Raw genomic sequence first — 24,509 nt, forward strand, 5'->3', positions numbered from 1 at the left:
GCACCGAGTACGCGGGACACCTCACGCAGCCCAGCGACGACGACATCCTGCGCCTTGCCGGGATAGCCGAGCCTCACACCCTGTCCGCCGAAACCATCAACTATTTGTCCTTCATGCGGATACGCACGGACGAGCTCATGGCCCGGACGCCGGGACTCACCACCGTGGACGCGGCTCGCCAGGTGACCGGGCGCTACCAGCAGCTGCTCGACGACCCGGCTGCCCTCCGCACCGCCCTCGCCGCACACCACCGCGCCAAGTACACCGAACTGCTGGAGACTCCGCCCGCCGACAACACGACCCTGACCGTGCTCACCGAAGTCCTGGGCATGCCGATCAGTGAACCGGGCGGCACGACCGGGCGCACCCACGGCCAATCACCGTCGGTGCCCTCCGCGATGATCCGCGAGACCACAAACCAGTTCGCGGGCGCGCCGCCGGTCGTTCCGGCCGCACCGACCGCCCAGGCATCGCGCACGGAGCGCCCGCGGATGGACGACGTCGTTGACGTCAAGGCACCTGAGAACGAAGGATTGGAGTTCGAGGGTCGCCAGTACTGGCGGGTGGCGGTCCCGCCGGGGCCGGACGAGGCACTGAACGCGCTCGTCGCAGCCGACCCGCCGCTGATGGCGAAGCTACTGCGGCCCGAACCTGACCTCGTTCAGTGGCTGGACGACGAAGAGAAGGTTCGCAAGGCCGTCGGCAAGAACGAAGCCGCCGAACAGTTGGCCCGGCTGAGCAAATCGATCCGGCAGAAGCTACCGGCCGACGAGGGCGAGCGGCCCCTTCTGGAGCAGGCGGCAGACGCGCTCGACATGCGGATCGTGGTCCTCGACGACGCCTCCGGCCGAGTGTTGGAGGTAGTCGGCTCCGGCCGGGCCACACCAGTGATACTGCTGCGCGGCGCCGACGGCCGATACAGCGGCGCGCCGGCCCGTGCGGTCACTGCGCCCCACTCCGGACAGACCGAGTTGGACCGGCAGTTCGGCGAGGTGGCCGGACCCAAGCGGGTCAAGAGTGGCGAACGTGACGACCTCGGCGACGTGCGCCTCAATCCGCTGTGGCATCGGCTCTCTGACTTCCCCGCGTCGCTGTTCGACCGCCACCAGGCGCGGTTCCACTACACCGTGGATGAGCTCGGCGAGATCTACATCGGAAGTGAGGAGATCAGCACCGCTGTCAAGGACGTCGAGTGGCAGCAACTGGCCGAGTGGACCGCAACGTCCGTCGAGGATCTCAAGGAACGCCTGAACGCCCAGGGCCACCCCACCGTCGCCCCCCGGTTCGAAACCGACGGCCGGACCACCCGTCAGCCCAACCGGGTCAGCGGAGAACTGTCCTACAACAAGACGACCGGCAACTGGGAGGTGAATGACAAATCCGGCCGTTACATGAGCAAGAAGATCCGCCCCGAGGTCACGCCCGGCCAGATGAAGGTCTGGGTCGAATCGGTAACCCACCAACTACGTGAACGGTTCGACGGTGTCAACTTCGAAGCGGTCCTCACCAAGCATGCTGCGCCCCCGACCGGTCTCGCGGCGGGATCAGACCAGGTCGTCACCCTGCCGATCGACCCGGCCACCCTCGGCCTGGGCTGGCTGACCGAAGTCAACCCGCACCGTGACAACGGCGACGAGTTCCTCACCAACTGCGTCCTGGCCGCCATAGGCACCGACATGACCCTGGAATCCCAGGGCGAGATCCGCCACCAGGTACCACCAGCACAACCATTGAGCTTCCTCGACCTCGTCAACTACGCCAACGACACGGAACGCCGGGTCACCATCCCGGACGGCGGCTTCCAGCCTGTACACACCACCGTCGACGCCGTACGCGAAGCCCTCGCCGACGCCGAACAAGGCGAACGCGGCGTCGTGATGATCCCCGGCAGCCCAGGCCACGTCATCAACGCCGTCCAACTACAAGACAGCCCCGCCTTCCTCGACGGGCAACTCGGCCATCTCGTCGACCTGCCCGACAACACCCCGATCTACTTCCTGCCGTTCACCACCGGCATCACCCTCACCGGACCACCCGTCGACGCATCACTGCTCACCGACCACCAAGCCGGCGCCGCCGGATCCGAAATCGAGACCTCGACAGAGCCGGCCGAACGAGACCCGCTGTCACATCCCGAACCCGCGCCGCAGCATCGCCAAGACTCCTCCGGCAATGCCGCAACAGCCGTTCGCGACCCGGAGCAACCCCTTGAGTCCGGAATCCAGACCGTTGACGATGTCTCCCGCTTGGCCGACGAGATCGCGGGCGAGACGCGGATCGTTCCGGCTGACGATCCGGTCACCGATCCGGCGTCTTGTGTGGTCCTGCTCGGCAAGGCGTTTCACCGACTCCACCCCGAGCGGATCGCCCCGATCCCGGCGGCCACCGGAACGGTCGACGATGCGGTCCTGGACGGCCGGCAGACCAGCCGGCTCATCGGCGGCACCGAGCCGGTGGCCTTCGGCGACTGGGACGATCTGGAGGTCCGGCTGACCGAAGCGTCCGCCATCAGCGGACGGGCCACCGCGCTTGTTCTTGTTGAGCGTGGTGAGGGGGTCGGCCATGCGATCATGGCTCACCTGCTGCCGACCCGCGAGATCGTGTACGTCGACCTGCACCGTGACCCGGGCGACCGGGTCCTCCACGACGGGCGTCAACCGGACCTGATCCCGGCCCGCGCGTCGGCGGTCGTGCTGGACGGCAACGGCCTCGAGGTAGCCCAGGCCGAGCGCTCCGGGAACCGTACCGTCGATGCTCTGATCGACCCGGCGGCGGACCACCGATACGGCCGGGGCGGCACCGAGGCCGAATATCACGGCGCCTACCTGGTGTTCCCAGAAAGCTGGAGCGAAAACGGCTATGCCGATCGGATGGAGTACCTGGCCATCAATGACCGGATCGGCATCCGGGCCGTAACTGATTTCGGGACGTTTCTGACGTTGCCCGACGACACCATCAGCATGCTCGCGGCTGATGCGCCGCCGACCGTACCTCGCACCGTCGAGCCGATCATCGAACTCGTCACTGACCGCCCACTGCACGAACTCCCGGGCGACCCGTCGACCAACGACACCCGGGCGATCCAGGCCAAGGTCGAGATGGCCGACCTCTTCGATCACCTAGGCCGGAAAGCATTGAGGCCGACCTATAGCGGGATGTCCTACACCCTCGACCAGATTTTTGACGAGAATGCTGGCTGGAGGTTGGATCCGCAGGCTCATCTGGTGCGTTTCGTGCCGGTGATCACTCACGGCGCGCCGGCGTTGTCCATGCATCACACCAAGGGAGTGCCGATCAGGGCGGTCAAGGAGGTGCTCAACCAGCTCACGTCACGGATCTGGGATCCGGCACTGCGGCGCAGCCATCGTTCGGGGCACGCCTTCGCGGTGGCGGTCGGAGAGATGTACCGCAACTGGTACAGCCCACGGTTCAACAACGGTCTTCCACGCCCGATCGGTCGGCCGGCTGAGCACGAGGTGACGGAGCTGGAAGGAGCCATGTGGGTCACCTACGACCACGTGGCCGGCCTGGCAATGGCGGCCCTGACCGAAAGCATCGGCGGCAAACAGTTCAGCCCGATCGCGATGCGGCAGAGCCTGCGTGCGATGCGCGACGAGTTGACCCCTGAGACCCGGCGCTTCCTGGCGGAGCACGAGCGGCTGATCCGGGTGACCTTCGAAGCGACGATCATGACCGATGTCCTCAACTACAGTGACCGCTACGTAGCCGGCCGCAACGTCGCGGCGCACAAGCACAGCCAGTCGCCGCGCTACCACCAAGCGCCAACCCACCTGCCTCCTGGGACGGTGGTCCGGCCGTTGGACGCCGTACGGTACGCACGGCTACCCGAGACGCATGGGCGACCCACGCTGACCGCTGGCGAGTATCTGAGTACGGTCCTACGCGACGACGTGCCACCGCTGAACCAGTACGAGGCGTTCGGAGTCCGTACTTTCCACGACGACCTGGACCGGGCGCGGTCGTCCGGCGGTGGGCTGCTCTTGTTCGAGATCCGCAATGACACGGCTCCGTTGATCCGCTCCGATCAGATGCTCGAGCAGTATCGCGAGCTACGGGCGATCGTGCAGAACGCCGTCGCCCGTGTCGAGCCATGGAACAGACATTTCACGGCCAGCATCAGCCGGATGTCCACGGCCGGCTGGGCTTTCGCCACCAGCGGGTTTCGCGGCGTGTCATCGGACGCGGAACTGGTGCCGATGCCCTCGGTGTACCCGCCGAAGCAGGCCCGCGATCGATTCCCCTTCCTCGAAGGGATCAACCCCAGCCTCGGCAGCAGCGCCGGGACCGGCGAGAACTGCGTCATCGCGGCGATCTCGTACGTGCTGTCCGAGGACGAGGGCGCAGTCGTCGAGGCCTCCGGAGCATCGGAACTGCCCGGCGCCGACCTGATCAACTTTCAACGGCAGCGCCTCGGCCTACGCGACGACGAGCACCAGGTATGGCTCACGCCGAGCGTCGAGGCACTCACCGATGCACTGAGCGCGGGCGGCGAAGGCACCATGGCACTGATCGCCGACCAAGGCATCGACGGTCACGTCAACCATGTATTCGTGGCGGTAGTCGACCACCTCGGCGTCACCTACCTGAACCCTCAGGCCGGCGAACTGGCTGCTCTACCAGTCACCACGACCACCCTGGCCGTGCTGCCGCTCACCCCTGGCATCCCGATGCCGGCGGGCGGGCGGATGCTCACCCCTGAGGAGGCCGGCATCCACGAAACCGGCGACGACATGCCGGCCGTCCGCGCCGTTCCCGACAATCCGGCCTTAAATGCCACGCCCTCCCCCGCGGTCACCACCACCATCGACACCCTTCCGCCCTGGGACGGCAGGCAGCACGGTCCCGATTCGCTGGAGGTGGCGCCGGAACAGATGAAGGTCTGGGTCGAATCGGTGACCCACCAACTGCATGAACGATTCGACGGTGTCAGCTTCGAAGCGGTCCTCAGCAAGCACGCTACGCCGCCTACCGGCCTCGCGGCGGGAGCCGACCAGGTCGTCGCCCTGCCGATCGACCCGGCCACGCTCGGCCTGGGCTGGCTGACTGAAGTCAACCCGCACCGCGATAACGGCGACCAATTCGTCACCAACTGCGTCCTGGCCGCGATGGGCACCGACATGACCCTGGAGTCCCAGGGCCAGATCCGCCACCAAGTACCACCGACTGAACCATTGAGCTTGATCGACCTCGTCAACTACGCCAACGACCCCAAACGCCAGGTGACCAAGCCCGACGGCGGCTTTCGCCCGGTACACACCAGCGTCGGCGTCGTACGCGAAACCCTCGCCGGATCCGCTCCCGGCGAACGCGGCGTTGTCATGATCCCCGGCCGTCCGGGCCACGTCGTCAACGCAGTTCAGTTCCAGGACAGCCCTGCCTTCCTCGACGGACAACTCGGCCAGCTCGTCGAACTACCTGACGACACCCCGATCTACTTCCTGCCGTTCACCACCGGCATCACCGTCACCGGACCATTCGTCCACGCATCACTACTCGCCGACCACCAGGCCGGCGCCGCCGGATTCGAGATCGAGACCCCGGTACAACTCGGCCCGTCGAACATGGCGTGGGACGAGATGCTGAGCCTCGGACCTCTGGCGACCAGCCCGCACGCCGACATCGTGGTCGACGGCGGTCCGAACAACCGGATCTTCGAGATCGTCACCAAGCCCGCCCGCGTCTCACCGCTGGAAACCGACCGGGCGAACGTCGACGAGATCGTCGGAGGCGCCCGGCAAGCGCTGGAGGCCCTCAACGACGGCGCCGGCAAGACGCTGGCCGAGGCCCTGGCCGACACCGAGTTCACCGTCACCGCGGCCGGCGCCGACATCACCGTCGGAGGTCGCACAACGGCAATGCCCGCTGGAACGGTGTACCCGCACTACACCGTCGGCATTCCGATGACCGAGGTCTACAGCCACTTCGTGGACTTCAACGACAGAATGAAGCAACCTGGAATCGACAGCATCGATGCAATCATGAAATACCACAACGATGGAATCGAGTTCGCGGCGTACGCCGCTAAAGGCTTCCTGAGACTGCCGCCCGAGTCCGCTACTGATGCTCGTTTCCTGGCCATCAGTTCCGACCTGCCCGGCAAGGCGCTGCTGGGTTTCCTGGCCGTGGCCTACACACAGGCCGCCGCCGTGATCGACGGCGAGCAACTGGGTGGGATCCTTCCGAAGAACCGCGCCGTCTTCGCCAGCCGCATCTCCCTGCATGACTACCGCGAGAATCTGCCCTACGAGGCCGGTGATTGGGTCGAGGAACATTGGTCAGTTCTGACGGACCTGCTTATCGGTTACAAGCTGGTCGCCGAGAAGCGGGACCGTCGCGACCGCCTCTCGGCTGATGAGCTGCGTAACTTGAGCATTGAACTGAAAGACGGCAGCGACGACGAATTCACTGTTCAGGAACTCCTGGAGAGCATGTTCCGGCCGGACGCCGCCCGGCTCTTCGACCCGTACAAAACCCTGGAGATCCGTACAACTCTGCCGGACGTGGACGACGCCGACGGCAACCTGTGGACCACACCACTGATCGTCCTGGAACGGCGGTTCAACCCGGAGCGCAGACCTACCTTCGAGGCCGTGGAAACCGAATTCCGCGCCATCGTAGACGACATGAGTGCCCGGATCGAGCATGCCAGGGACCAGGTCGACCCCCCTCCCCCGGCCCCGGCAGTGCCGGCCGCTCTCACCCACAACGCGGAGCCGGCCACGCCACGCAAGACCACCGACGGGCGCTGGGTCTCCCGCATCGGAAGCACCTCTGCCCCAGCCCCAGCCGTGCTCGATACCAACGCCAATCCCGTGGGCCATGAGGTGGCCGGGCCGTCGCCCGCCGGGGATGTGGCTTCCAGCGACGACGCCTCGGTCAATCCGGCGGGCGCTCAGGCCGACAAGACGATATCGGCAACCTCCTATACCGCGGGGCTCGAAAACGGCACCGACACCGCTCCACCGCACCTCGACCAACTGGTCACCGCGGTGCACGACCACCTGACCGGCTCCGGGATCGCGGGACTCGCCTCACCGGCACTCATCGATGCGACATACCGCAGGCTAGCCACGCGAATCGCCACTGTCCCGCTCAGCTACCAAGCACGCAGAGTCGCACAAGAACTCCGACTCGCTACCACGCCGACTCCAGCCGGCCTGACCGACGCCGACCGGGAGATGCTCAACAACTTCCGCAGATGGGCCGGGAAACAAACTGACGACGATCGCACGACCGGCACGGGGGAGTCCCTCGCCGACCTTCTCGATACGAGCACCGACATCGTCCGCAGCCACGGAATCAAAGTGTCCATCCCGAGCAACGGCGCCCTTGCCGCACTTAGCAGCGATTCCCATGGCTGGCAGATGACCGCGGTCATCGCCGAACACCTACGCCACAACCCCGACGACTTCGACACTGCCCGGGCGATCGCCGCCGTCCTCGCCGACGGCCACGAACGCACCGGCCACCTCCCCGGCGGCGCACCGCCCACAGCCGGCGGCTTCTCGAGCGGTGTGGGTTTCGTCGATGCAGCCGCGTCGCCCTCCTCAAGAGGTGCAGGTTTTAGCAGCGCGCAAGCCGCACTCGCGACAGATGGACCCACTCCTCCTACCGGAGTGGCGCACCAGCCCGGCCACCGAATCTCGACCAACCCGCTCGGAACCGCCGAAGGCCAGGGATCCCGCGTCTATTTCTATAGACGCGGCACCACGACCTATGCAGGCTTCATGGAGAGAGAAACCGAACTCCCTCAGGGCGCCTTTTTTCCGATGCCAATCGAGCAATACAGAGAACTCGGGCCCGAAATAGCACTCATGGCAGCAAGAGTTGCAAACATACTCAAGTCAAACGGAGACGGAACACTCACGCTTTCGAATTTGAAGAACCGATCTGCAACTAGAACTACAAGAAAAAGCCCAGAATATGTCTATCATTTGCTGCGAATAATCGCTGAAAATCCCAGCACCTTCGGCGAATTCAGAGCCATCCCGCCCCAATCCCCGACGACACCCCGAGGCCGAATAACTCAGTGGCACTTCGGGCGTGCGCCAACCGCAACGGAAAAACGGCGCGACGGAGAGATGTCACTCGCACAACATTTTGCTCTGGCGGATTCCCTCGAGCTACCACCGCCCGTGCCTCCTGACTCGCTGATGGAGCAGGAAAATACTGCTGTAGGCGGCCCAGTAGATTCCGTCGATACGCCCTCAATACCGCCGAACAGCATGGTCTACGGTCCGCAGCTCGGCCCGTACGCCGCCGACTTCGACCCCGCCACTATCGGCACCAACCCCCTCACCGGCGACGCAATGCCCGCAGCCGGCGCCTTCTCGAACGATACCGATTCCAACGATGCAGCAGGCCACCGAATCTCGACCGACCCGTCCAGAACCGCCGAAGGCTGGGGAACCGGCGTATACTTTCTCCAAGGGCGAGGACGGAATGTATTGAAGGCGTTCTTCCATGCAGACACCGAACCTCCTGAAGGCGCTTATTTCCCGATGTCAATCGAGCAATACAGAGCAATCGGGTCCGACAAAGCCGCTCTAGCCGCAAAAGTTGCGAACACGATTACGACAGCCAAGGCTGGAACATTCACTCTGGCGGAACTTACGAACCGATTCAGAAAGTCAGGAGTCAGATCAGAAGATGTAAATTCTTCGCTGCGAATAATTGCTGAAAATCCCAGCATCTTCGGCGAATTCATAGCCATTCCGCCACATTCCCCGACGACGCCCCGGGGCCAAACAACTCAGTGGAACTTTGGGCATGCGTCAACTGCAACTGACAAACGGCGCAAGGGAGAGATGCCACTCGCACAATATTTTACTCTGAAGAATCCCTTCGGACCGCTACCACCCGCCGCCTCAGCCACCGGACGAGCGTCAACTGCAAGGAGAAATCGGCGCATGGGAATGGTGTCACTCGCAGAACGTTCTGGTCTGGAGAACCGCCTCGGTCCACCACCAACCATCGCCTCGGCCAGTAGTGGCGATGCTGCGCCCGGCGCGCCCGGCGTCGCCGGCCCGCGAGGATCGCGTGTTGAGGTGCCTCCGGACGGCTGGTGCCTCCTCACGGCTGCTGTGCTGACAGCGCCTGACCGGCTGGCGGAACTCATCGCCGAGCGCAGCCCGCAATCCGCGGAGTGGCTGCGCGGCAGCGTCGGCCCGGAAGTGCGCAGGAGAGACGGACTACAGAATCTTGCGAACCGCCTGTTCCCAAGGAGCCCGAGGAACAGGGATCAAGTCATGCTGCGTGAAACCGTCAGCGCAATCGCTGCCGAAATTGCCGACCTCATCGAAACGGATCCAGGGATCGGCCTGGAGGGACTCAACCAGAATCGCGTGCATATGGGATACGAAACCGCTGCCGTCAACGATGACGCCAGAGAGGTGTTCACCCAGGACGAGCGTCACACGCTGCAGGAACAGATCAGAAATTGGAGCCAGAACTGGTCTGAGAACATCGGTGACGTCTTTTCACAAATGCTCGCCAACGCACTTGGCGTGCGATTGCACGTAATTCAGCCGGAGGGCGACGGGTTACTGCTGAACCGCATCGAATCCGCGAGAACCCTTGCCGACGCCCCGGTTCTGCAATTGTATTACAACGGGTATGATCATTACGACGTCTGGCTCCCATCACCGGAGGACAACCAACTGACCGCTCAACTCGAACGACGAAATGTCCGGATCGGGCCCGGTGCGTCAGCGCAAGTAGCCCCCGTGGACTCACCGCCCGGCTCACCGATGAATGTGGATGCAGTTTTCGTCCCGGAAGGACCTCAGCGTCCCGCCGGCACAGGACGCAGGACTGGTCGTGTTTCACGCAATAGACCTGAGGTGGCTTTCCTGGGTGAAAAGTTGTCAGCAGTTCTCCGAGCCCTTCGGGAGTCTCCGGGCACAGTTGTTTCATGGCGTGAAATACGACGGCGCGCCGTCCCTCACCTTGGTTTCGCAGCATCCGAGGCCGAGGTGGTGGCAGCGGTGGCCGACCTTTCCACCCAGTTGGCGGACCACCCGTCCGGCGTGCTCATGGGCTGGATTGAGAACGAGGAGGGCGGCTGGCGTTTTCGACCTTCCGCCCCGTCGCCGGAACCGACAGGAACGACGGCCCCGGTTGTCGCTCTTCCTTTCGAGACACATACCGAACTGGACCTAGTCCTGCAGCGAGAGAACTTCGACGCCAGCTCAGATCGGTCCATGTCTGATCACGATATGGAGTCACTTTTTGGTGACGGGCAATTGGAGCGGGACGGTTTTGCTGTAGACGCAAGTACAGATTCCGTCGATACGCCATCGGCACCGCAAGGCGACATGGTCCACGATCAGAATCGTACTCCGAACCTCGGCCTGGCCGATCACACCATCAACTCTGCTCTGAACGTCGGCCCCTACACCGCCGACTTCGAGCCCGCGACTCTCGGCACCGGCCCCGCAGGAGAATCCGGGCCGCATATCTTCGACTTCGACATCGGGTCCTCAGGAGCGCTGTCCCGGGCTGAGATCGACGCATACTTCGGCCCCAACGCCGGTGCCGACCCCGCACAAGAAGCCGAGCCGTATTCCTTCGACTTCGACATCGGGTCCTCACAACTGCTGTCCCAGAATGATCTAGACGAATATATGGAATTTCTCGCCAATTCAGAAGGAACCATGGCGTGGAATATTCCTAGTGTTGCGCCGGACGCCGACCGTGACCCGTTGATTGCTGACGGCGGAACCCATGACCAGCCTGCGCCGGATCTGTGGTCCAGTTCGTGGGAATCTTTCGTTGAACCAGCGGACCGGACATACGACGCTGACGGCATGTTCGAGTTCTCGACAGATGCGTCGGCACGCGATTCGGCCATCACAGCAGAACCACCTACCGGCTGGACGGAAGGCTGGACGGAAGATTCGCACCCCGACTCCTAGTAGGGCTTTGTTAGGTCTTTGTGGTGTGTCGCTTGTGGCAGGCGCCCAGATCGACCGGCCGGGCCTGGTCGGCGGGCAGTGAGCTGGTCAGATACGCCGTCTCGCGGCTGGTCTTTCCCTTGATCGTGCGGGTCCGGGTGATCCGGACAGCCTGCTGCGCGTGGGCGAAACCCAGCCCGCCCGGGGTCGCGACAGTGAGTGCCTTGGCTGTACGGGTCTCCTTACGGCCGTGACCGGTCTCGCGGGTTTGCGCCCGACCGGGACCTGCGCCCAGGGCAAGGCCTTGAGCTGGGTGAACAGCGTCGGCTGGTTGGCCTTCGCGGTGACCATCAGATGCGCGCCGTGCTCGGCGAGCAGGTCGGCGTGCCCGACCTGGGCGTGCAGTGCGTCCGCGACGATCAGGACGCCGTCCAGCGAGCCCAGCACGGTTTTGACCAGGCGCAGCAGCGGCGTGAACGCCGGGATTTCGTTCGACTTCACCGCGATCTGGACCTGAGCGAGCACGATGCCGGTGCTGGTGTCGTACGCGCTGAGCAGGTGGACCTGGCGGCCGTCAGCGAGCCGGGCGCCGCGGGCGACCTTGCCGTCGACGGCGATGACCCGGCGCCACCAGTGGCCGGCGGCCGCGACCGGTGCCGCCCGGCTGCGCAGCCAGCGGGCCAGGACCTGCGAGAGTTCCTCGGCGTCGATCCGGATCAGCAGCCGCCACACCGTCGTCGCGGCGGGTACCCGGCCATCGGAACGATCACCAGCAGGCCGCACCCGTCCTACATGGACCCCCAGATTCCACCAGTTTCCGGCCAAAAACCCCAGCTCAAGCACCCCTCAACTGACTACGCAACCGCCCTGGGTGGCCATGACGGCGGTCCGGTGCCGGGCCGGGCTTGATGCAGATCTTCACGGAACATGCACTGCCAGTGCCCTCTGGCATAGGCGTCGAGGTGCTGCGGGCCTGCTTGCTCGGTGTCGAGGCTGACGATGCCGTAGATGATCTGTTTGCTGGTGCGTACGCCGTCGAGTCCGCCGGTGTCGCGGCGGAGCCGAAACACTTGCCGGGCCCGGGGAACCAATCGTCGTCGCAGGCAGCGATGCGGATCGTGCGGCGTTCGGTGCGCCCATGTCCACGATCGGAGTCGATGTCGGTCTGGTCGGCGAAGTCGATGTCGCTGCCGGACAACAACGCCTGGGCGGCCTGCAGGGCGAGCGGCTGATTGCGTTTGAGGATCAGCAGGTGGTGGGCGTTCAGGGGACCGGTGATCAGCCGGGCGGTCTTCTTCGTGGTGTGGAGGGCATCCAGGGGTGAGCAGGATCCCGGCCGCGTCCAACGGTGCGAGCAGATCTTCGGTGACGGTGGTCTCGCCGCGCTTGTCGGCGACCTGCCGCTGGCCCAGGATCACTGCCTTATTGTGGGTGACCGCGGCGACTAGGAGCACCTGCTCGATGGAAGTGCGGGTGCCGTGCAGCAGTTTCCCGTCGGCCGCGGCGGCGGGCAGAAGCCCGGCCGGCGCGGGGTGGGTGACCGCCCTGGTCACGGCGCGGCGTTGTTCTCGTTCGGCGGGCTTCGAGGCCAGTCACCCAGAGATCATCAGGAGTCGCGCTCATCCTGCAACTCGCCCTCGTCCGGTTCTCAACACGGACAGAACCTCTCAAGCCGGAGCAACGTCGGGACCGTGGGTGCCGACCGGCTGTGCAAAAGCCCTGATCACACTACGGCTGCGGTGAGATCACTTCGCAGAGCCCGACTGGTCGGCGCTCCGGTCTACGTCGTCCTGACGATCTGCCGGCCAACAAGACTCCGAGGATCCGGGCTGGGCGGCCCGCAACAAGGTCGCGCAACGCCGCGAACGTGGCCGTGTCCGCCGAACGAGGAGATGGATCGGCCCGGAATGACGCTCGTGCCGACATGCTGCACGAACGTTCCGTCGTGCGGCTCAATCGTTCCTGCTCGGCCGCGCGCGGCATTCACTTGGGCGCGCGCGGCCGAAGGGAGCCACATCATGAGTCCGATCGAGGGCAAGGTCTACGTCGACCCGGAAGGGCTGAAGAGGACGGGTGAAGCCTACGACGAGCACGCCGTACGCTATTCCGGCCTCCTCGCCGAGGTTCAGGGCTTGCGTGTTTCGTACCATGGCGCCTGGGGCGACGACGACATGGGGCGGGAGTTCGGGCAGACCTTCCTCGCCGGCCTGGACAACGTCGAGGCCGTCCTCAAGGGCAGCCATGCTCAGGTGCGGTATGCGTCTGAGAGCCTCGTGGAAAGCAGCGACGGCTACGCCAAGGCGGACGACGATGCGTACGACGCGGGAGTCCGGCTGTCGCTCAGCGCCCAGTCCGAGCTGCCGGCACAGGCCACGATGCGTACGGGGTCGGCGCCCGACTCGGTGACCTCGGCCGCGACCCCTTCCCTCCACTTCGTGGAGCCCTCTACACCGGCACGGCCGCTCATCGGCGATGCGCCCAAGTCCGGCGACAGCACTGATACCGTCGCACCCAGCAGCCACTACGAGGATCCGAGGCCAGCCGCGATGCCCCTCGCCAGCGGTGCGATCAGCCCGGATCTCAGCACCGAGGCCACACCGGCCGGGACCTTCACCGCCGCCGGACCGAGCAGCCACTCCGGGGTACCGGAGGTCGCGGGAGCCCGGGTCAACGGCAGGCCGGTGGCCGAGGGACATCGAGTAGTGGCGTTCGCCGCGGATCCTGACGGCTCTGTCACCTACGACGCCAACCGGTACGACTCCGTTCTGCCGGTCCCGTGCTCCGCGGTGACCTCGCACGGCGAGCCGGTGCCCGGGGAGGGTCTGCGGTTCTTCGTGGTGCGGGACAACCCCCACGCGGACCCCTCAGCCGCCGGCTACCACAGCCTCCCTGTCGCGGTTCCGGCCGCCCGGAAGTAGTGGGCACTGGAACCGCGCCAGGCGATTCGGTTGTCGGCGGGCGCCGACAAGGGTGGGGCGGGCCGCGAACCGCGACCCGCCCCTGGTGCCGGTCAGGTGAGGATGGTCAGGTCTTCCACGGTGTACGACAGCGAGCCGCGGAAGCCGACGCCGAGGCGCTGGATGGCCAGATCGGCGATCTCTTCCCGGGGTGACGGCAGGAACCGTAGGTCGCCGGAGCCGATCCAGGCGTTGTCGACCTTGAGACTGGTCAGCACCGACTGGGTCAGCTCGTGGACCGCGGGGTGATCGTGCTGCCCGGCGGTGAGCCGGGGGAAATGCCGTAGGTTCACCAGCGGCCGGGTCAGCGCCGGCAGCCCGGTAGTCCGCTCCTTGAGCGTGACGTCCATCTCCGCGATCCGCCGGCCACCGGCCGACAGGCTGCCTCCGAACCGGCCGCCGGGCCCGAGCGTCGGCGCGGCCTGACTGGCCACCGCGTACGCCCGGGTCTGGCGGATCTGGCCGAGCTTCTTCGGAAAACCCTGAGCCCAGCCGCGGGCCAGCGAATTGTCGTTGTCCACGTAGATGAAGGGACACCAGGTGACCGGCCTGCCCCGGTAGCTGGCGTCCAGGAAGATCAGGAACTCCGAGTACTGGCTGTAGGTCGGGTCGAGCCAGTCCGCCGGCGTCGCGGCGAACTGCCACTCGACGCACATAGCGAAACCGTGACCGGGCTGAGCCGGATCCGGGTCGAGGCCGGTCGGCAGGGCGGCCGCCGCAGCGGCCGGCGTGGTCCAGAACTCGACCCCGAGAGCGTCAGCGACGTAATGCCACGGGGGCTTCGGGGCCAGGTTCGCCACTCCCCGGGCGCTGAGCGGAACGGTGTAACCCTTCAGCCTCTCCGGCGTGGTTCTCGCGGAGGGCACGGCCTGCGCCGGTTGCGCAGCGCCGACCGCTCCGGCCGCGGCCACGGTGGTCGCCGCGAGCCCGCCCAGGACGGTGCGTCGATCGACGTCCCTGTTCTTCATATGTCTCCTCGATGTGACGTGGCAGCGACCGAACGGTCGCGCCCGCACCCCTGGAGACGAACGCGATCGGCTCGTGTTCATCGGACGGAGTCATCGATGTCCCCGAACGGCGTCACGGATATTGAGGGCCCGAATTCATCTGCTGGGGCCCCGGGCTCCGACCTGGGGTGACGGCCGAGATCGAATGAACTCCGACTGCCCGGCCGCGTAGTACAGAGCGTGATGTCATCCGGTGAATGCTTCCCCGTCGTGCCGGCTCACCACACCCCGCACGCGCGTTAAGGCCTGGACGTGGGCTGCCTCGGAAAGGACAGCACATGCGACAAGGCCGGATCGTTCGCCGGGTGCGGGTCATCGTCGAACGCGAGGCGCAGGTCCTCCTGCGCGGCGGAGAGCCCACCGCCGAGTTGCTACGGCACATCGGGCCGGACGTGCCGACCGATGCCCAGGTCCTCGAGGTCTTGGACCTCTGCATCCAGGTCGGCGAGGTGTTGCTCTCGACCGGTGAACCGGTGGGTGAGACCTCGACGACGATGATGCGGCTGGCTGCCGCCTGTGGGTTGCCCACGGTTGACGTCGACATCACGTTCAACTCCATCACGATGTGTTTCCACCGGGGTAACGCGGCGGCCCCGGTGACCACCATGCGGCTGGCCAACTATCGAGCGACCGACCTGACGCGCATCGCGCTGATCACCGGGATCGTCGATCAGGTGATGCGTTCGAGGATGACCGTTCCGGCCGCGGTCGCCGCGGTGAGCGAGGCGGTGAACGCTCGGCACCCGTACCCGCGCTGGGTGGCCTCCGCGGGTCTGGCCGGGCTGGCCGCCGCGGTGGCGGTGCTGCTCGGCGGCTCGGCGGTGATCGCTCTCACCGCGTTCGTGGTGACCGCACTCATCGACCGCCTCGCGTTCGTTCTGCGCCGCCGGGACGTCGCACCGTTCTTCCTGCAAGTCATCGGGGCCCTGATGGCGACCGCGGCCACGCTCGGTCTGCTGGCCGCCGGCGCGCTTCCCACCGACACCCAGCCGTCGCTGGTCATCGCGGCCGGCCTGACCGCTCTGCTGTCAGGGTTGACGGTGGTGGGAACCGTCCAGGACGCCATCTCAGGTTTCTACGTCACGGCGGCCGGCCGTGCGGCGGAGATCGCGTTGCTGTCGGCCGGGCTGTTGGCCGGGGTCATCCTCGGCCTCAAGATCGGACTCGTGTTCGACCTCGACCTCAACCCGGCCGAGCCGCTGTCGGCCGACATGGCCGGCTTCGGCCTGGCCACGGGGGCCGCGGCCATGTCGGCGGCCATGTTCGCGCTGGCCACCTATGCGCCGCTGCGTTCGCTACCGGCCGCTTTCGTCATCGGGGGAACGGCCTGGGCCTCCTACGCCGCCGTCACGATGGTGACGGACTTCGGTTCCGTGGCGGCCAGCGGTGTCGCGGCTGTCGTCGTCGGCCTGGCGACGGGTCTGTCCCGGCGCGGCTCCGGCCGGCTCACGCCGGTCATCCTGTTGTCCGGGATCATTCCGCTCCTCCCGGGGCTGACCGCCTACCGGGGCTTCTATCAGCTGGCCATCCAGGACGTGGTGGGCGGCCTGGTCACCCTCATCCTCGCGGTCGCCATAGGGCTGGCCGTCGCCGCGGGTGTGGCATGCGGCGACCTCATCGCCCGCCCGGCCGCCACCCGCCGATCCGTGAAGCGGCACTGACGAAAAGGTCCGCTGAAAAGCGCGGCCGCAGCCGGGCGGGGAAAGGCCGTGAACATGGCGACACGACGGACGTCGTCATGGTTGCCAGACCCGGCAACGATGCTCGACCCGCGGGAGTCCACCATGTTCGAACTGCTCAGCCGCCGCCGTCGCCGACTACCCGATGCGACCGGTCATGAGGACGTAGTGGCCCCGGAAGCGCCGGCCGCTTCCTCACAGTCACTCATTGAAGACGCCCTCTGCGAGATCGATCGGCATCTCGCCCGCGGCGGACCGGCCCGCGATGCGCTCCTGGACGTGCGGCTGAAGCTGAGTCCGCCGTCGCCGTCAGCTGAACGGCTCGCCCTCACCTTGATGAAGCAGGCGGAATACGGCCCTTTCGGACTGCTCGGACTGCTGTTCTTCGACAGCTACCCGGCGATGTTCCCGGACGGCAAGGACCGGCCGGCACGGTAGCGCAGGAAAGGTGGCCGCGCCGGTGCGCGGCTGCCAGACCTTCGACGATGTCTCCACCTATGCGCTATGCGCGCGGTACCGACGCCTCCGCCGGGGCACCACCCCGGACCAGAACACCGCCACGGAAGACAGCTCGCACCTCGAGCAAGGCCGACGGATCGCTCAGCGGGTCGCCCGCGACAACCAGCAGATCGGCATCCATGCCGGGGCGCAGGGAGCCTTTACGGCCGGCCAGCCCACAGGCCTCGGCTGCCCGCGCGGTGACCGCGGTGAGCGCCGCCGCCGGGCTGGTGCCCAGATCGGCGATCAGCTCACCGACAGCGTAGGGCAGCACGCCGTGCGGTTTGAGCGGGCCGATGCCGGCGTCGCTGCCGACCACCACCCTGGCCCCGCGCCGGTAGAGCTCCCCGTTGAGCTGGTACCACCGGCTGATCATGTCCCGAACCGGGCCGGGAAGGGCGGACCACTCATCGGGTCGGCGGCCGAGCGTGGCGCTCACCAGCACACCGCTCGCGGCGACCTCGTCGAGCAGGGTGTCCTCCGGTGGCGACCCGTCCGGGGTGACGAAGGTGACGTGCTCGATGCTGAAGACCCCGGCACGAACGGCGTCACCGATGGACCGCGCACCGTGAGTGTGCGCCGCGACGGTCATGCCGAGCGCCCGCGCCTCCTCGACGGCGACCCTGATCTCGTCCGGCGTGAACTGTGACACGGCCGGATCGGAGCCGGGAGTCATGGCGCCTCCGCTGACCATGATCTTGACGACGTCACAGCCACGCGCAGCGCGTTCGCGAACGGCTGCCCGGATGCCGTCGAGCCCGTCGACCGCTCCGCCGAGAAAATGGCAGTGCCCGCCCGGGGTGGTGATGGGTGGCCCGGCGGCCACGATGTGGGGCCCGGCGGCCATATCGGCCCGGGTCTGCGACGCCAGCCGGGTCGACAGGAAGCCACGGTCGCCGAGATCCCGCACGCTCGTGACGCCGGCGTCCAACTGAGCGGCGGCGGCCTGACGCATGCGGCCCAGCAGTTCGTCGTCGTCGAGCCCGTCCAGTGCGGCCACCGGGTCCACGCTGCCGTCGAACACCAGATGGACGTGCGTGTCGATCAGCCCGGGCAATAGCCAAGCATCAGGGCCGAAGTCGAGGACAGCGAGGTCGTCGACGGGCGCCGAAGGGCCGACCTCCTTGATCGCCCCATCACCGACCACGACCACAACGGCGCCGCCGCGGCCGGACCGGCCGTCGAACATTCCACCAGCACGAATGGCGAACCGCTGAGCGGCATCCTTCAGTGCATCTTCAGTCACGTTTGCTACGACGCTTCGATCCGGTCTCGGTTCAACTGAACCGGACGCTCGTTCATCCGTTGTGGAGGTGTCCACACCGTGTCCTGGAAGGGATGAGATGAGCGGCAGCAGCGCACCTTCTGACCGGGGCGGTCCTCGCCGACCCGACCCGCCGGCCGGCTTGGTCGCCGACCGCTACCGGCTGCTGGATCTGCTGGGTGAGGGCGGCATGGGCCGGGTGTGGGAGGCGCGCGACGAGTTGCTCGGCCGGGCCGTGGCCGTCAAGGAGATCTCACCCGAAGGCCTGAGCACGACCGAGCTGGGCGACCTGCGCGAGCGGGCGATCCGGGAAGCCAGGGCCATCGCCCAGATCGATCATCCCCATGTGGTACGGATCTTCGACGTCGTCGAGCACGACGGCACACTCTGGATCGTCATGGAGCTGGTGCGCGCGATCTCCTTGTACGACGAGGTCAGCCGAAACGGTCCGCTCGATCCCCGGCGGGCCGCCCAATTGGGCCTCGACCTGGTAGGCGCACTCCAGGCCGCCCACCGTGCCGGCGTGCTGCATCGAGACGTGAAACCGGCCAACGTGTTGCTCGGCCGGGACGAGCGGGTGGTCCTCACCGACTTCGGGCTCGCGACGTCGGCCAGTGATTCGGCGATGACCCGGGCTGGCGTGATGCTCGGGTCACCTTCGTACCTGGCACCGGAGCGGGCCCACGACGAACCCGCAACGGCCGCAGCCGACCTCTGGTCGCTGGGTGCGACTCTGTTCACGGCGGTCGAGGGGCATCCACCGTACGAGCGGTCCTCGCCCATGGCCACCTTGGCCGCGTTGATGGTGGACCCGCCGGCCGCACCGACCAGAGCCGGCATCCTGGAGCCTGTCCTGGAAGCGTTGCTCGAGAGGGATCCGAGTGCGCGAGCCACCGCGGAAGAGGCCGCCGAGCTGCTCCGCTACGTGCTGTCGGCGCCGTTGCCGCACCACCCCGTAACGACAGCGGCGGTGGTGGTGCCCGAAACACCGGCCCGTAACAGACGCCGGCGGCGCGGTCCGGTCCTGGCACTTGTCGCGGGCGCCACCGCCGTCACGGCAGCAGTGGGCGTTACGATCGTCGCCGGCCGGGATCCGCAGGACGCGCAGGCGCGTCCGGTGCCCAGCCTCACACCGGATGTGGTCCGGATTCCCAGCGCTGCGCCATCGAGAACGGAAGCGTCGGCGCGGCCGTCGGCTACGCCGAGTCCGACACCCTCCCGGACGGTCAGCCCGACGAAACAACCCTCACCGAGCCGGACCGCTCCGGCCACCCGGACCCCCACGAGCAGACCTCCGGTCGCAGCCCCCGTCCGGGTGACCTTCGAAGCAGAGTCGTTCACGGACAACTTCGGGACAGAGGCCTCTTTCCCTGACGGCGCCAGCGGCGGCCGGGTGGTGGGCAAGACGAACAACGGAGACTGGGTCGGCTACCGCAATCGATCGCTGGCCGGCGTACGCAAGGTGACGCTGCGCTACACCGCCGGCAGCGGTGACACCGTTGTCGAGATCCGGAGCGACTCCGCGAGCGGCGAGCTGCTGGCGAGAGTCACGCTCAGCGGTACGACGGACTTCAGTGCCTTCGCAACTGTGACGGCCGGACTGAGCGGTAGATCGTCCGGTCCTTTGTTCATCGCTTTTCCCGGCCCGAGGGCCTCGGACATCGACACCGTCACGTTGTCGTCCTAGAGATCGTCGCGGGTCGGTGTGTGTCTGGACGATGGGAACACAGGTGTTGGACGGTCGACGCACCAACCGGCTCAGGCACAGGATTGATGCGTCGACCACATTGATCTGAACGTATCCAGCGGTTGTTGGTTCAGGCGGCCACGGCCCGGATTCCTTCGGGGCTCACGGTGCGGGTGCGACGCACGTTCTCACCACGCGACGACGCCCTGGCGGGACGGTTGCAGCGTCCCGATCTGAAGTGCTGCCATCGTGATGCCGCTCGCCTCAGCATCCGTGAAGCCGGAAAGTGACGCCACCGGGCCGTCTCCGCTGGACTGCAGACTGAAGCGAAGCGTGTTGCCCACGCCACAGGAATCGGCGGCCTTGTCACAGGGGCTCCATCTGATGCCCTGGAAGGCCGACGTGCCCGGCGGCAGAGTCACAGCCACCGAAGGGCCGGGCTGATCGACGTACTTTGTGGGCACGTCGACCACTTCGTCAGCCGCGTTGACGAGAGAGACAGCGACGTGGCCCTGGATCCGGCAGGAAGTCTCCGACCGGTTCGACAAACTGACCAGTCCCCACAGGTGTCCGTCGGCCCGGTCCGGTTGCAGTGTCACGGTGGCCGAAACGTCATCGTTGCCACACGCGCGCACGCCGCCAGAAGGCCTCGGCCCGGGCTGTGAAGCGACTTGGTTCGGTTGACTGGTCGTCGCGGGCACCCCCGGCGAAGTGTCCGGACGATTGTCGTCGGTGGCACACGCCTGCAGCGTGAGCACGACCGCCAGGACGGCAGCCGTGCCGATCGCATGCCTGATTCTCAGTGTCACGAGACTCCATGTTCCTGGTCGGCGGGCGAGTATCCGTGCCCTGAGAAGACGGGTAAGACGCTTCGTGGCTGTCGCACGCGGATGCTCGTGCACAGGCGCCGTACGGCCGGCGGGCCCCGGGTGAGGTGCGACCCGGGGCCCGCCGACTTTCACGTGGTCACGGCAGACGCGCGTCGATCTGCAGGAGCCGGGTCTTCTGGTTGGCGCTGAAGTTGTCGTCGCTGATCAGCACAAGACGGCGCTGGGCACCGCGGGACGGCTCCACGGCGAGTCCTTCGAAGTTGTCCAGCAGCGGGTTCAGCTGCGGCTGGGGACTCGTCGCGCCCAGGGTCGGGCAGTTGGCGAGATCGGCGATGGGCTGCTTCTCGACGAGACTGCGATGAGTAACGGTCGAGAGGTTCCGCACCGCACTGACGTCCGGAGCACGATTGGCGCCGGTCACCGCATAGACCCGGACGGTGTTGCCGACCCCCGAGGTGAAGGCCCCCTCGAGGAACACCAGCCGCCCGTCGGCGTAGGCCGCCACCTCGGCGATCCGGTTGCCGCGGTCGGCCTGGTAGCCGAACTGACGGACGAGACGATAGCCGCCACGCCCGTCACCCTTGTAGACCAGCACACGGTGCCGGGGCACCTCACCGTTGGACGGCGCGTCGCCGGCGAGGGAACCCTCCATGGCCGCGTAGACGTACCTTCCATCCGGCGAGATCGTGAGACCTTCAAGGGTCGCGTTCTCCGGCGCCTCGCCGGTCGGAGTGACCCGGAAACGGTCCGGCACGGCGAGTTCGCCACGCTGCACGCCGTCGCGACCGAAGATGCGGATCGACGGTTCGGCCTCGGAGCTGACCAGGAACGTGCCGTTCGGCAGGACCGCGAGTCCTTCGCCGTCGAAATTCGTGCCGTCGAACGCAGTGCCGTCGGCTCGCTTCAGCGGAATCGTCCTGGTCGCCTGCGGGGCGCGGCCGTTGCTGAGGAAGACCAGGCGGGCCGGCTGCGTGCCGCTACGGTCGACCACCGTGGCGTACGACCGGCTGAACTTGTCGTACGTGATGGCGGACAGCCCGCCGACGGCAACGCCGTCCTTGGTCGTCGTCTTGTCCAGGCTGTCGCTGTACGAGACCGCCTCGGCCCGCGGAGCGCAATTGCCTCGGTGCGGTGTCGAGGACGCCTGGGCCGCTGGAGCAACGAGCAGCGGCGCCAGAACACCAGCAGCTACCGCGGGAGCCATCAGGCGACCGCGGAGAGGGAAGGCCATTTTCATGAACCGCTCCTGTGGTGAGGGTCCTGTTCAAAGGACTCGGGGATGGGTGGACGGCGGCCGAGGGGAGACAAGGCCACCGTCCGACTGTTCCGACGCGGCTCCGTGCGCATTGTTCACCACATAGAATCTCACCATTGTGATCAATATCATCACATTCCAGCGCGCGTAACCCGCCAGCCATTCAGCTGCAAGTGCTCAGCGCACCGGATCGGCCGAAAAGAAAGAATGAACGTCTTTGGTGAGCGTCCGTCATGAGCGATGGGCGCTCCTCCGCTCGCGGTCCCGCAGCGGCAGTTGTGGCCTGACCTTATTCAGATCCGGAAGGTTTTACATTAGAATGACGACCGTCAGAGGTCTCGCGCTGGCCGCCATCGTGGCCGGCGGAACGCTCGCGGCCGCGCCGACCGCCGCCTCCGCCATGCCTGACGCTCTTGGCCTGCAGGTGTGGAGCGATTCCCACCAGCGCGGGATTTATCGAAACCTGTTCGGCCCGCAAATCATGGACCTGGGCAAGGCAGGCATGGACGACAAGATTTCCAGCTTCAAAGCGAACGGCAGCAAGTGGTGCCTTTACGCGGACACCAATCTGCGCCAGCTCGTCAAGACGGCTGACGCCGGCGAGTACGTGGCCGACCTGGACGGCACCGGATTCAACGACCGCATTTCCTCGGTTGCACGCTGCTGACGCCGCGTGGCACGGCCCGGCAATCTGCCGGGCCGCGCCACGCTCGTTCCATTTCACAACCGCCGGGACGCAGATGTTCGAGCGCGAGGACCTCGCGTCGCGTCATGCGCGTAAAAATAGAACCGGCCGCCTACAATGGCAGGACGTCGAAGAGCTCCCAGGGGCCGATGCTGTCACGGTTGGCGATCAGCGGCTGGGCGCCGCCGTCCTCCGCGGCGACGTACCGGCCGCTGGCTACGGACTGCAGGCTGACGCTGCCGTCGGCGTTGGCCACGAACCTGAACCGCTGTTCGATGCCGGCCGTGGTGGACGACGCGATGAGCGGCTGAGTCGCGGAGGCGGTGACGTACTTGCCGTTGGCGTGCCCCCGCAGCACGTAGGTGCCGTCCACCTGAGGGACCCGGTCGAACTCCTCCCACGGGCCGACGGCGTCACGGTTGGCGATGAGCGGTTGCTCCCCGGCGGCGTCCGCGGAGACGATCTTGCTGTTGTGCCGCGACCGCAGGGCGATGCCCGTGGTGGGGTTGACGATCGGACCGGTGGGCGCCCCGAAGATGCTCAGGTCGACAGCGTCGGCGATGGCCTGCAGGCCCGCGTTGTTGGGGTGCAGGTGGTCACCGATGTCGAAGGCGGGCAGGAAACGCCGGGGGTCGGCCGGATCGTGCGTTGCCTGGTCGGAGTCGAGCACGGCGTCACAGTCGCTGCCGGGCCCGCGGACGAACGCGTTGTACTGTGCCCGGGCCGTCTCGGCGGCCTCGGTCCAGCGCTCGTGACCGGCGAACGGGGTCAGGGTGGCACAGAGAACCCGTACGCCCCGGGCGTGCGCGGCGCCGATCATTCCGGTGAGCGCCGCGGTCAGCTGCGTGCCAGTGGGCGGGTTGCCGCCGAGCAGGTCGTTGAGGGGGGCGTCGGCGATGGCGGCCCAGGTGACACCGGGCTGGTCGAGAACGTCCCGGGTGAATCGGTTCACCATACTTTGCCCGCCGCCGTTGTCCAGCACGGCATTACCGCTGACACCTTGGTTCAGCACTCCGATCACGCGACCGGTGGCGGCCAGCCGTACCGCGAGATCGTTGGGCCAGCGGCGATTCTGGTCGAACGACGACACGTACTCGTCGGTGATCGATGCGCCGAGCGTCACCACGGCACCGGCGGCCGCGCTGTTACGGACGTCGAGGTTGGCGAGCAATGTGTAGCTCGCGTTGGTGGCGAAGTTGGTCAGCGTGACGTCGCCGGCGACGTTCCCGGCCGCGACGTAGTTGGTCTGGAAGGAGTCCAGGTGTGCGGTGGGGTCAGTGATCCGGTCCGGAACATGGAAGCTGACCGCCACGTCGGTGAGTGGCTTGACCTCGAAGACGGTCTCGTCGCTTATCGCCTTCCCGCCGGCGGGAATCGTGACGGAGGTCCGGCCGCCGAAGGTGACGCTCCGGTCGGTGGACGGGTCCACAGCCGGGCCGCTGACGCGGTCGGCGACATGCACGTCCGAAATGGTTACGGCATCGGTCCCGAACGCGTTGGACAGCTGAATGCGCGCCGCCGACCCACCGATGCTGGTCCGCACGATCTGACGCAATGTCTGGTCCTCGAACGACTTCCCCTGCCCTTTGGTGCTCCACGGCGAGGCCGCCCACGTGCCCGTCCAGCCGTCACCGGCGGCGCTGGACGCCGATGCCGGGCCCCGTGGAACGCCCACGGCCATCGCAGCCAGAAGGACAACCGCTGCCGCCGCCCAGAGTTTCTTGTGCACGC

Annotated in this window: 13 protein-coding genes (1 of these 13 cut by a window edge); 7 read left to right on the forward strand and 6 right to left on the reverse strand. The window is 66.6% G+C overall.

What is annotated here, in order from left to right; all coding sequences use genetic code 11:
• On the forward strand, positions 1-10,937 hold the 3' portion of the coding sequence (locus LXN57_RS39185; RefSeq protein ID WP_251803289.1) for a toxin glutamine deamidase domain-containing protein. Its footprint begins 23,797 nt before the window's first position; 10,937 of the gene's 34,734 nt are visible here — the last part of the coding sequence; its start codon lies beyond the left edge, outside the window; it ends in the stop codon at positions 10,935-10,937.
• An 87-nt stretch (positions 10,938-11,024) separates the two neighbouring features.
• Here the strand turns inward: LXN57_RS39185 and LXN57_RS39190 are convergent, their stop codons facing one another.
• Complete coding sequence (locus LXN57_RS39190; RefSeq protein WP_251803290.1) at positions 11,025-11,699, reverse strand: ISAs1 family transposase; 675 nt, start codon at positions 11,697-11,699, stop codon at positions 11,025-11,027.
• Between the two features lie 355 nt (positions 11,700-12,054).
• On the opposite strand from LXN57_RS39190, the gene LXN57_RS39195 reads away from it, so the two are divergent.
• Entirely contained in the window at positions 12,055-12,240 is a 186-nt protein-coding gene (locus tag LXN57_RS39195; protein WP_251803291.1) for a hypothetical protein, read from the forward strand.
• A 694-nt stretch (positions 12,241-12,934) separates the two neighbouring features.
• A complete protein-coding gene (locus LXN57_RS39200; RefSeq protein ID WP_251803292.1) occupies positions 12,935-13,834 on the forward strand; it encodes a hypothetical protein in 900 nt (299 codons plus the stop codon).
• Between the two features lie 92 nt (positions 13,835-13,926).
• Here the strand turns inward: LXN57_RS39200 and LXN57_RS39205 are convergent, their stop codons facing one another.
• Positions 13,927-14,841, reverse strand: coding sequence for an acetoacetate decarboxylase family protein (locus LXN57_RS39205; protein ID WP_251803293.1), 915 nt, complete (start codon positions 14,839-14,841; stop codon positions 13,927-13,929).
• A 317-nt stretch (positions 14,842-15,158) separates the two neighbouring features.
• Here LXN57_RS39205 and LXN57_RS39210 point away from each other — a divergent pair, with 317 nt between their 5' ends.
• Both LXN57_RS39210 and LXN57_RS39215 read left to right on the forward strand, forming a co-directional pair.
• Positions 15,159-16,541: a threonine/serine exporter family protein gene (locus tag LXN57_RS39210; RefSeq protein ID WP_251803294.1), complete on the forward strand. Its 1,383-nt coding sequence runs from the start codon at positions 15,159-15,161 to the stop codon at positions 16,539-16,541.
• A gap of 123 nt (positions 16,542-16,664) precedes the next feature.
• Positions 16,665-16,997 (forward strand): hypothetical protein, encoded by a 333-nt coding sequence (locus LXN57_RS39215; RefSeq protein WP_251803295.1) that lies wholly within the window; start codon positions 16,665-16,667, stop codon positions 16,995-16,997.
• A 64-nt stretch (positions 16,998-17,061) separates the two neighbouring features.
• Here LXN57_RS39215 and LXN57_RS39220 read toward each other — a convergent pair whose 3' ends face one another.
• Positions 17,062-18,303 (reverse strand): amidohydrolase family protein, encoded by a 1,242-nt coding sequence (locus LXN57_RS39220; RefSeq protein ID WP_251803296.1) that lies wholly within the window; start codon positions 18,301-18,303, stop codon positions 17,062-17,064.
• 97 nt (positions 18,304-18,400) lie between these two features.
• On the opposite strand from LXN57_RS39220, the gene LXN57_RS39225 reads away from it, so the two are divergent.
• Positions 18,401-20,008, forward strand: a complete 1,608-nt coding sequence (locus tag LXN57_RS39225; protein ID WP_251803297.1) for a protein kinase domain-containing protein — start codon at positions 18,401-18,403, stop codon at positions 20,006-20,008.
• A gap of 188 nt (positions 20,009-20,196) precedes the next feature.
• Here the strand turns inward: LXN57_RS39225 and LXN57_RS39230 are convergent, their stop codons facing one another.
• A complete protein-coding gene (locus LXN57_RS39230; RefSeq protein WP_251803298.1) occupies positions 20,197-20,817 on the reverse strand; it encodes a DUF4232 domain-containing protein in 621 nt (206 codons plus the stop codon).
• A 157-nt stretch (positions 20,818-20,974) separates the two neighbouring features.
• Positions 20,975-22,042 (reverse strand): esterase-like activity of phytase family protein, encoded by a 1,068-nt coding sequence (locus LXN57_RS39235; protein ID WP_251803299.1) that lies wholly within the window; start codon positions 22,040-22,042, stop codon positions 20,975-20,977.
• A 370-nt stretch (positions 22,043-22,412) separates the two neighbouring features.
• On the opposite strand from LXN57_RS39235, the gene LXN57_RS39240 reads away from it, so the two are divergent.
• Positions 22,413-22,760 carry a beta/gamma crystallin family protein gene (locus LXN57_RS39240; protein ID WP_251803300.1) on the forward strand — a complete coding sequence of 116 codons (348 nt, stop codon included), beginning with the start codon at positions 22,413-22,415 and terminating at the stop codon, positions 22,758-22,760.
• 130 nt (positions 22,761-22,890) lie between these two features.
• On the opposite strand, the gene LXN57_RS39245 is transcribed toward LXN57_RS39240, so the two are convergent.
• A complete protein-coding gene (locus LXN57_RS39245; RefSeq protein ID WP_251803301.1) occupies positions 22,891-24,507 on the reverse strand; it encodes a GDSL-type esterase/lipase family protein in 1,617 nt (538 codons plus the stop codon).
• Positions 24,508-24,509: the final 2 nt, after the last annotated feature.

This window comes from Paractinoplanes hotanensis (assembly GCF_023717965.1).
Lineage (GTDB): Bacteria > Actinomycetota > Actinomycetes > Mycobacteriales > Micromonosporaceae > Actinoplanes > Actinoplanes polyasparticus.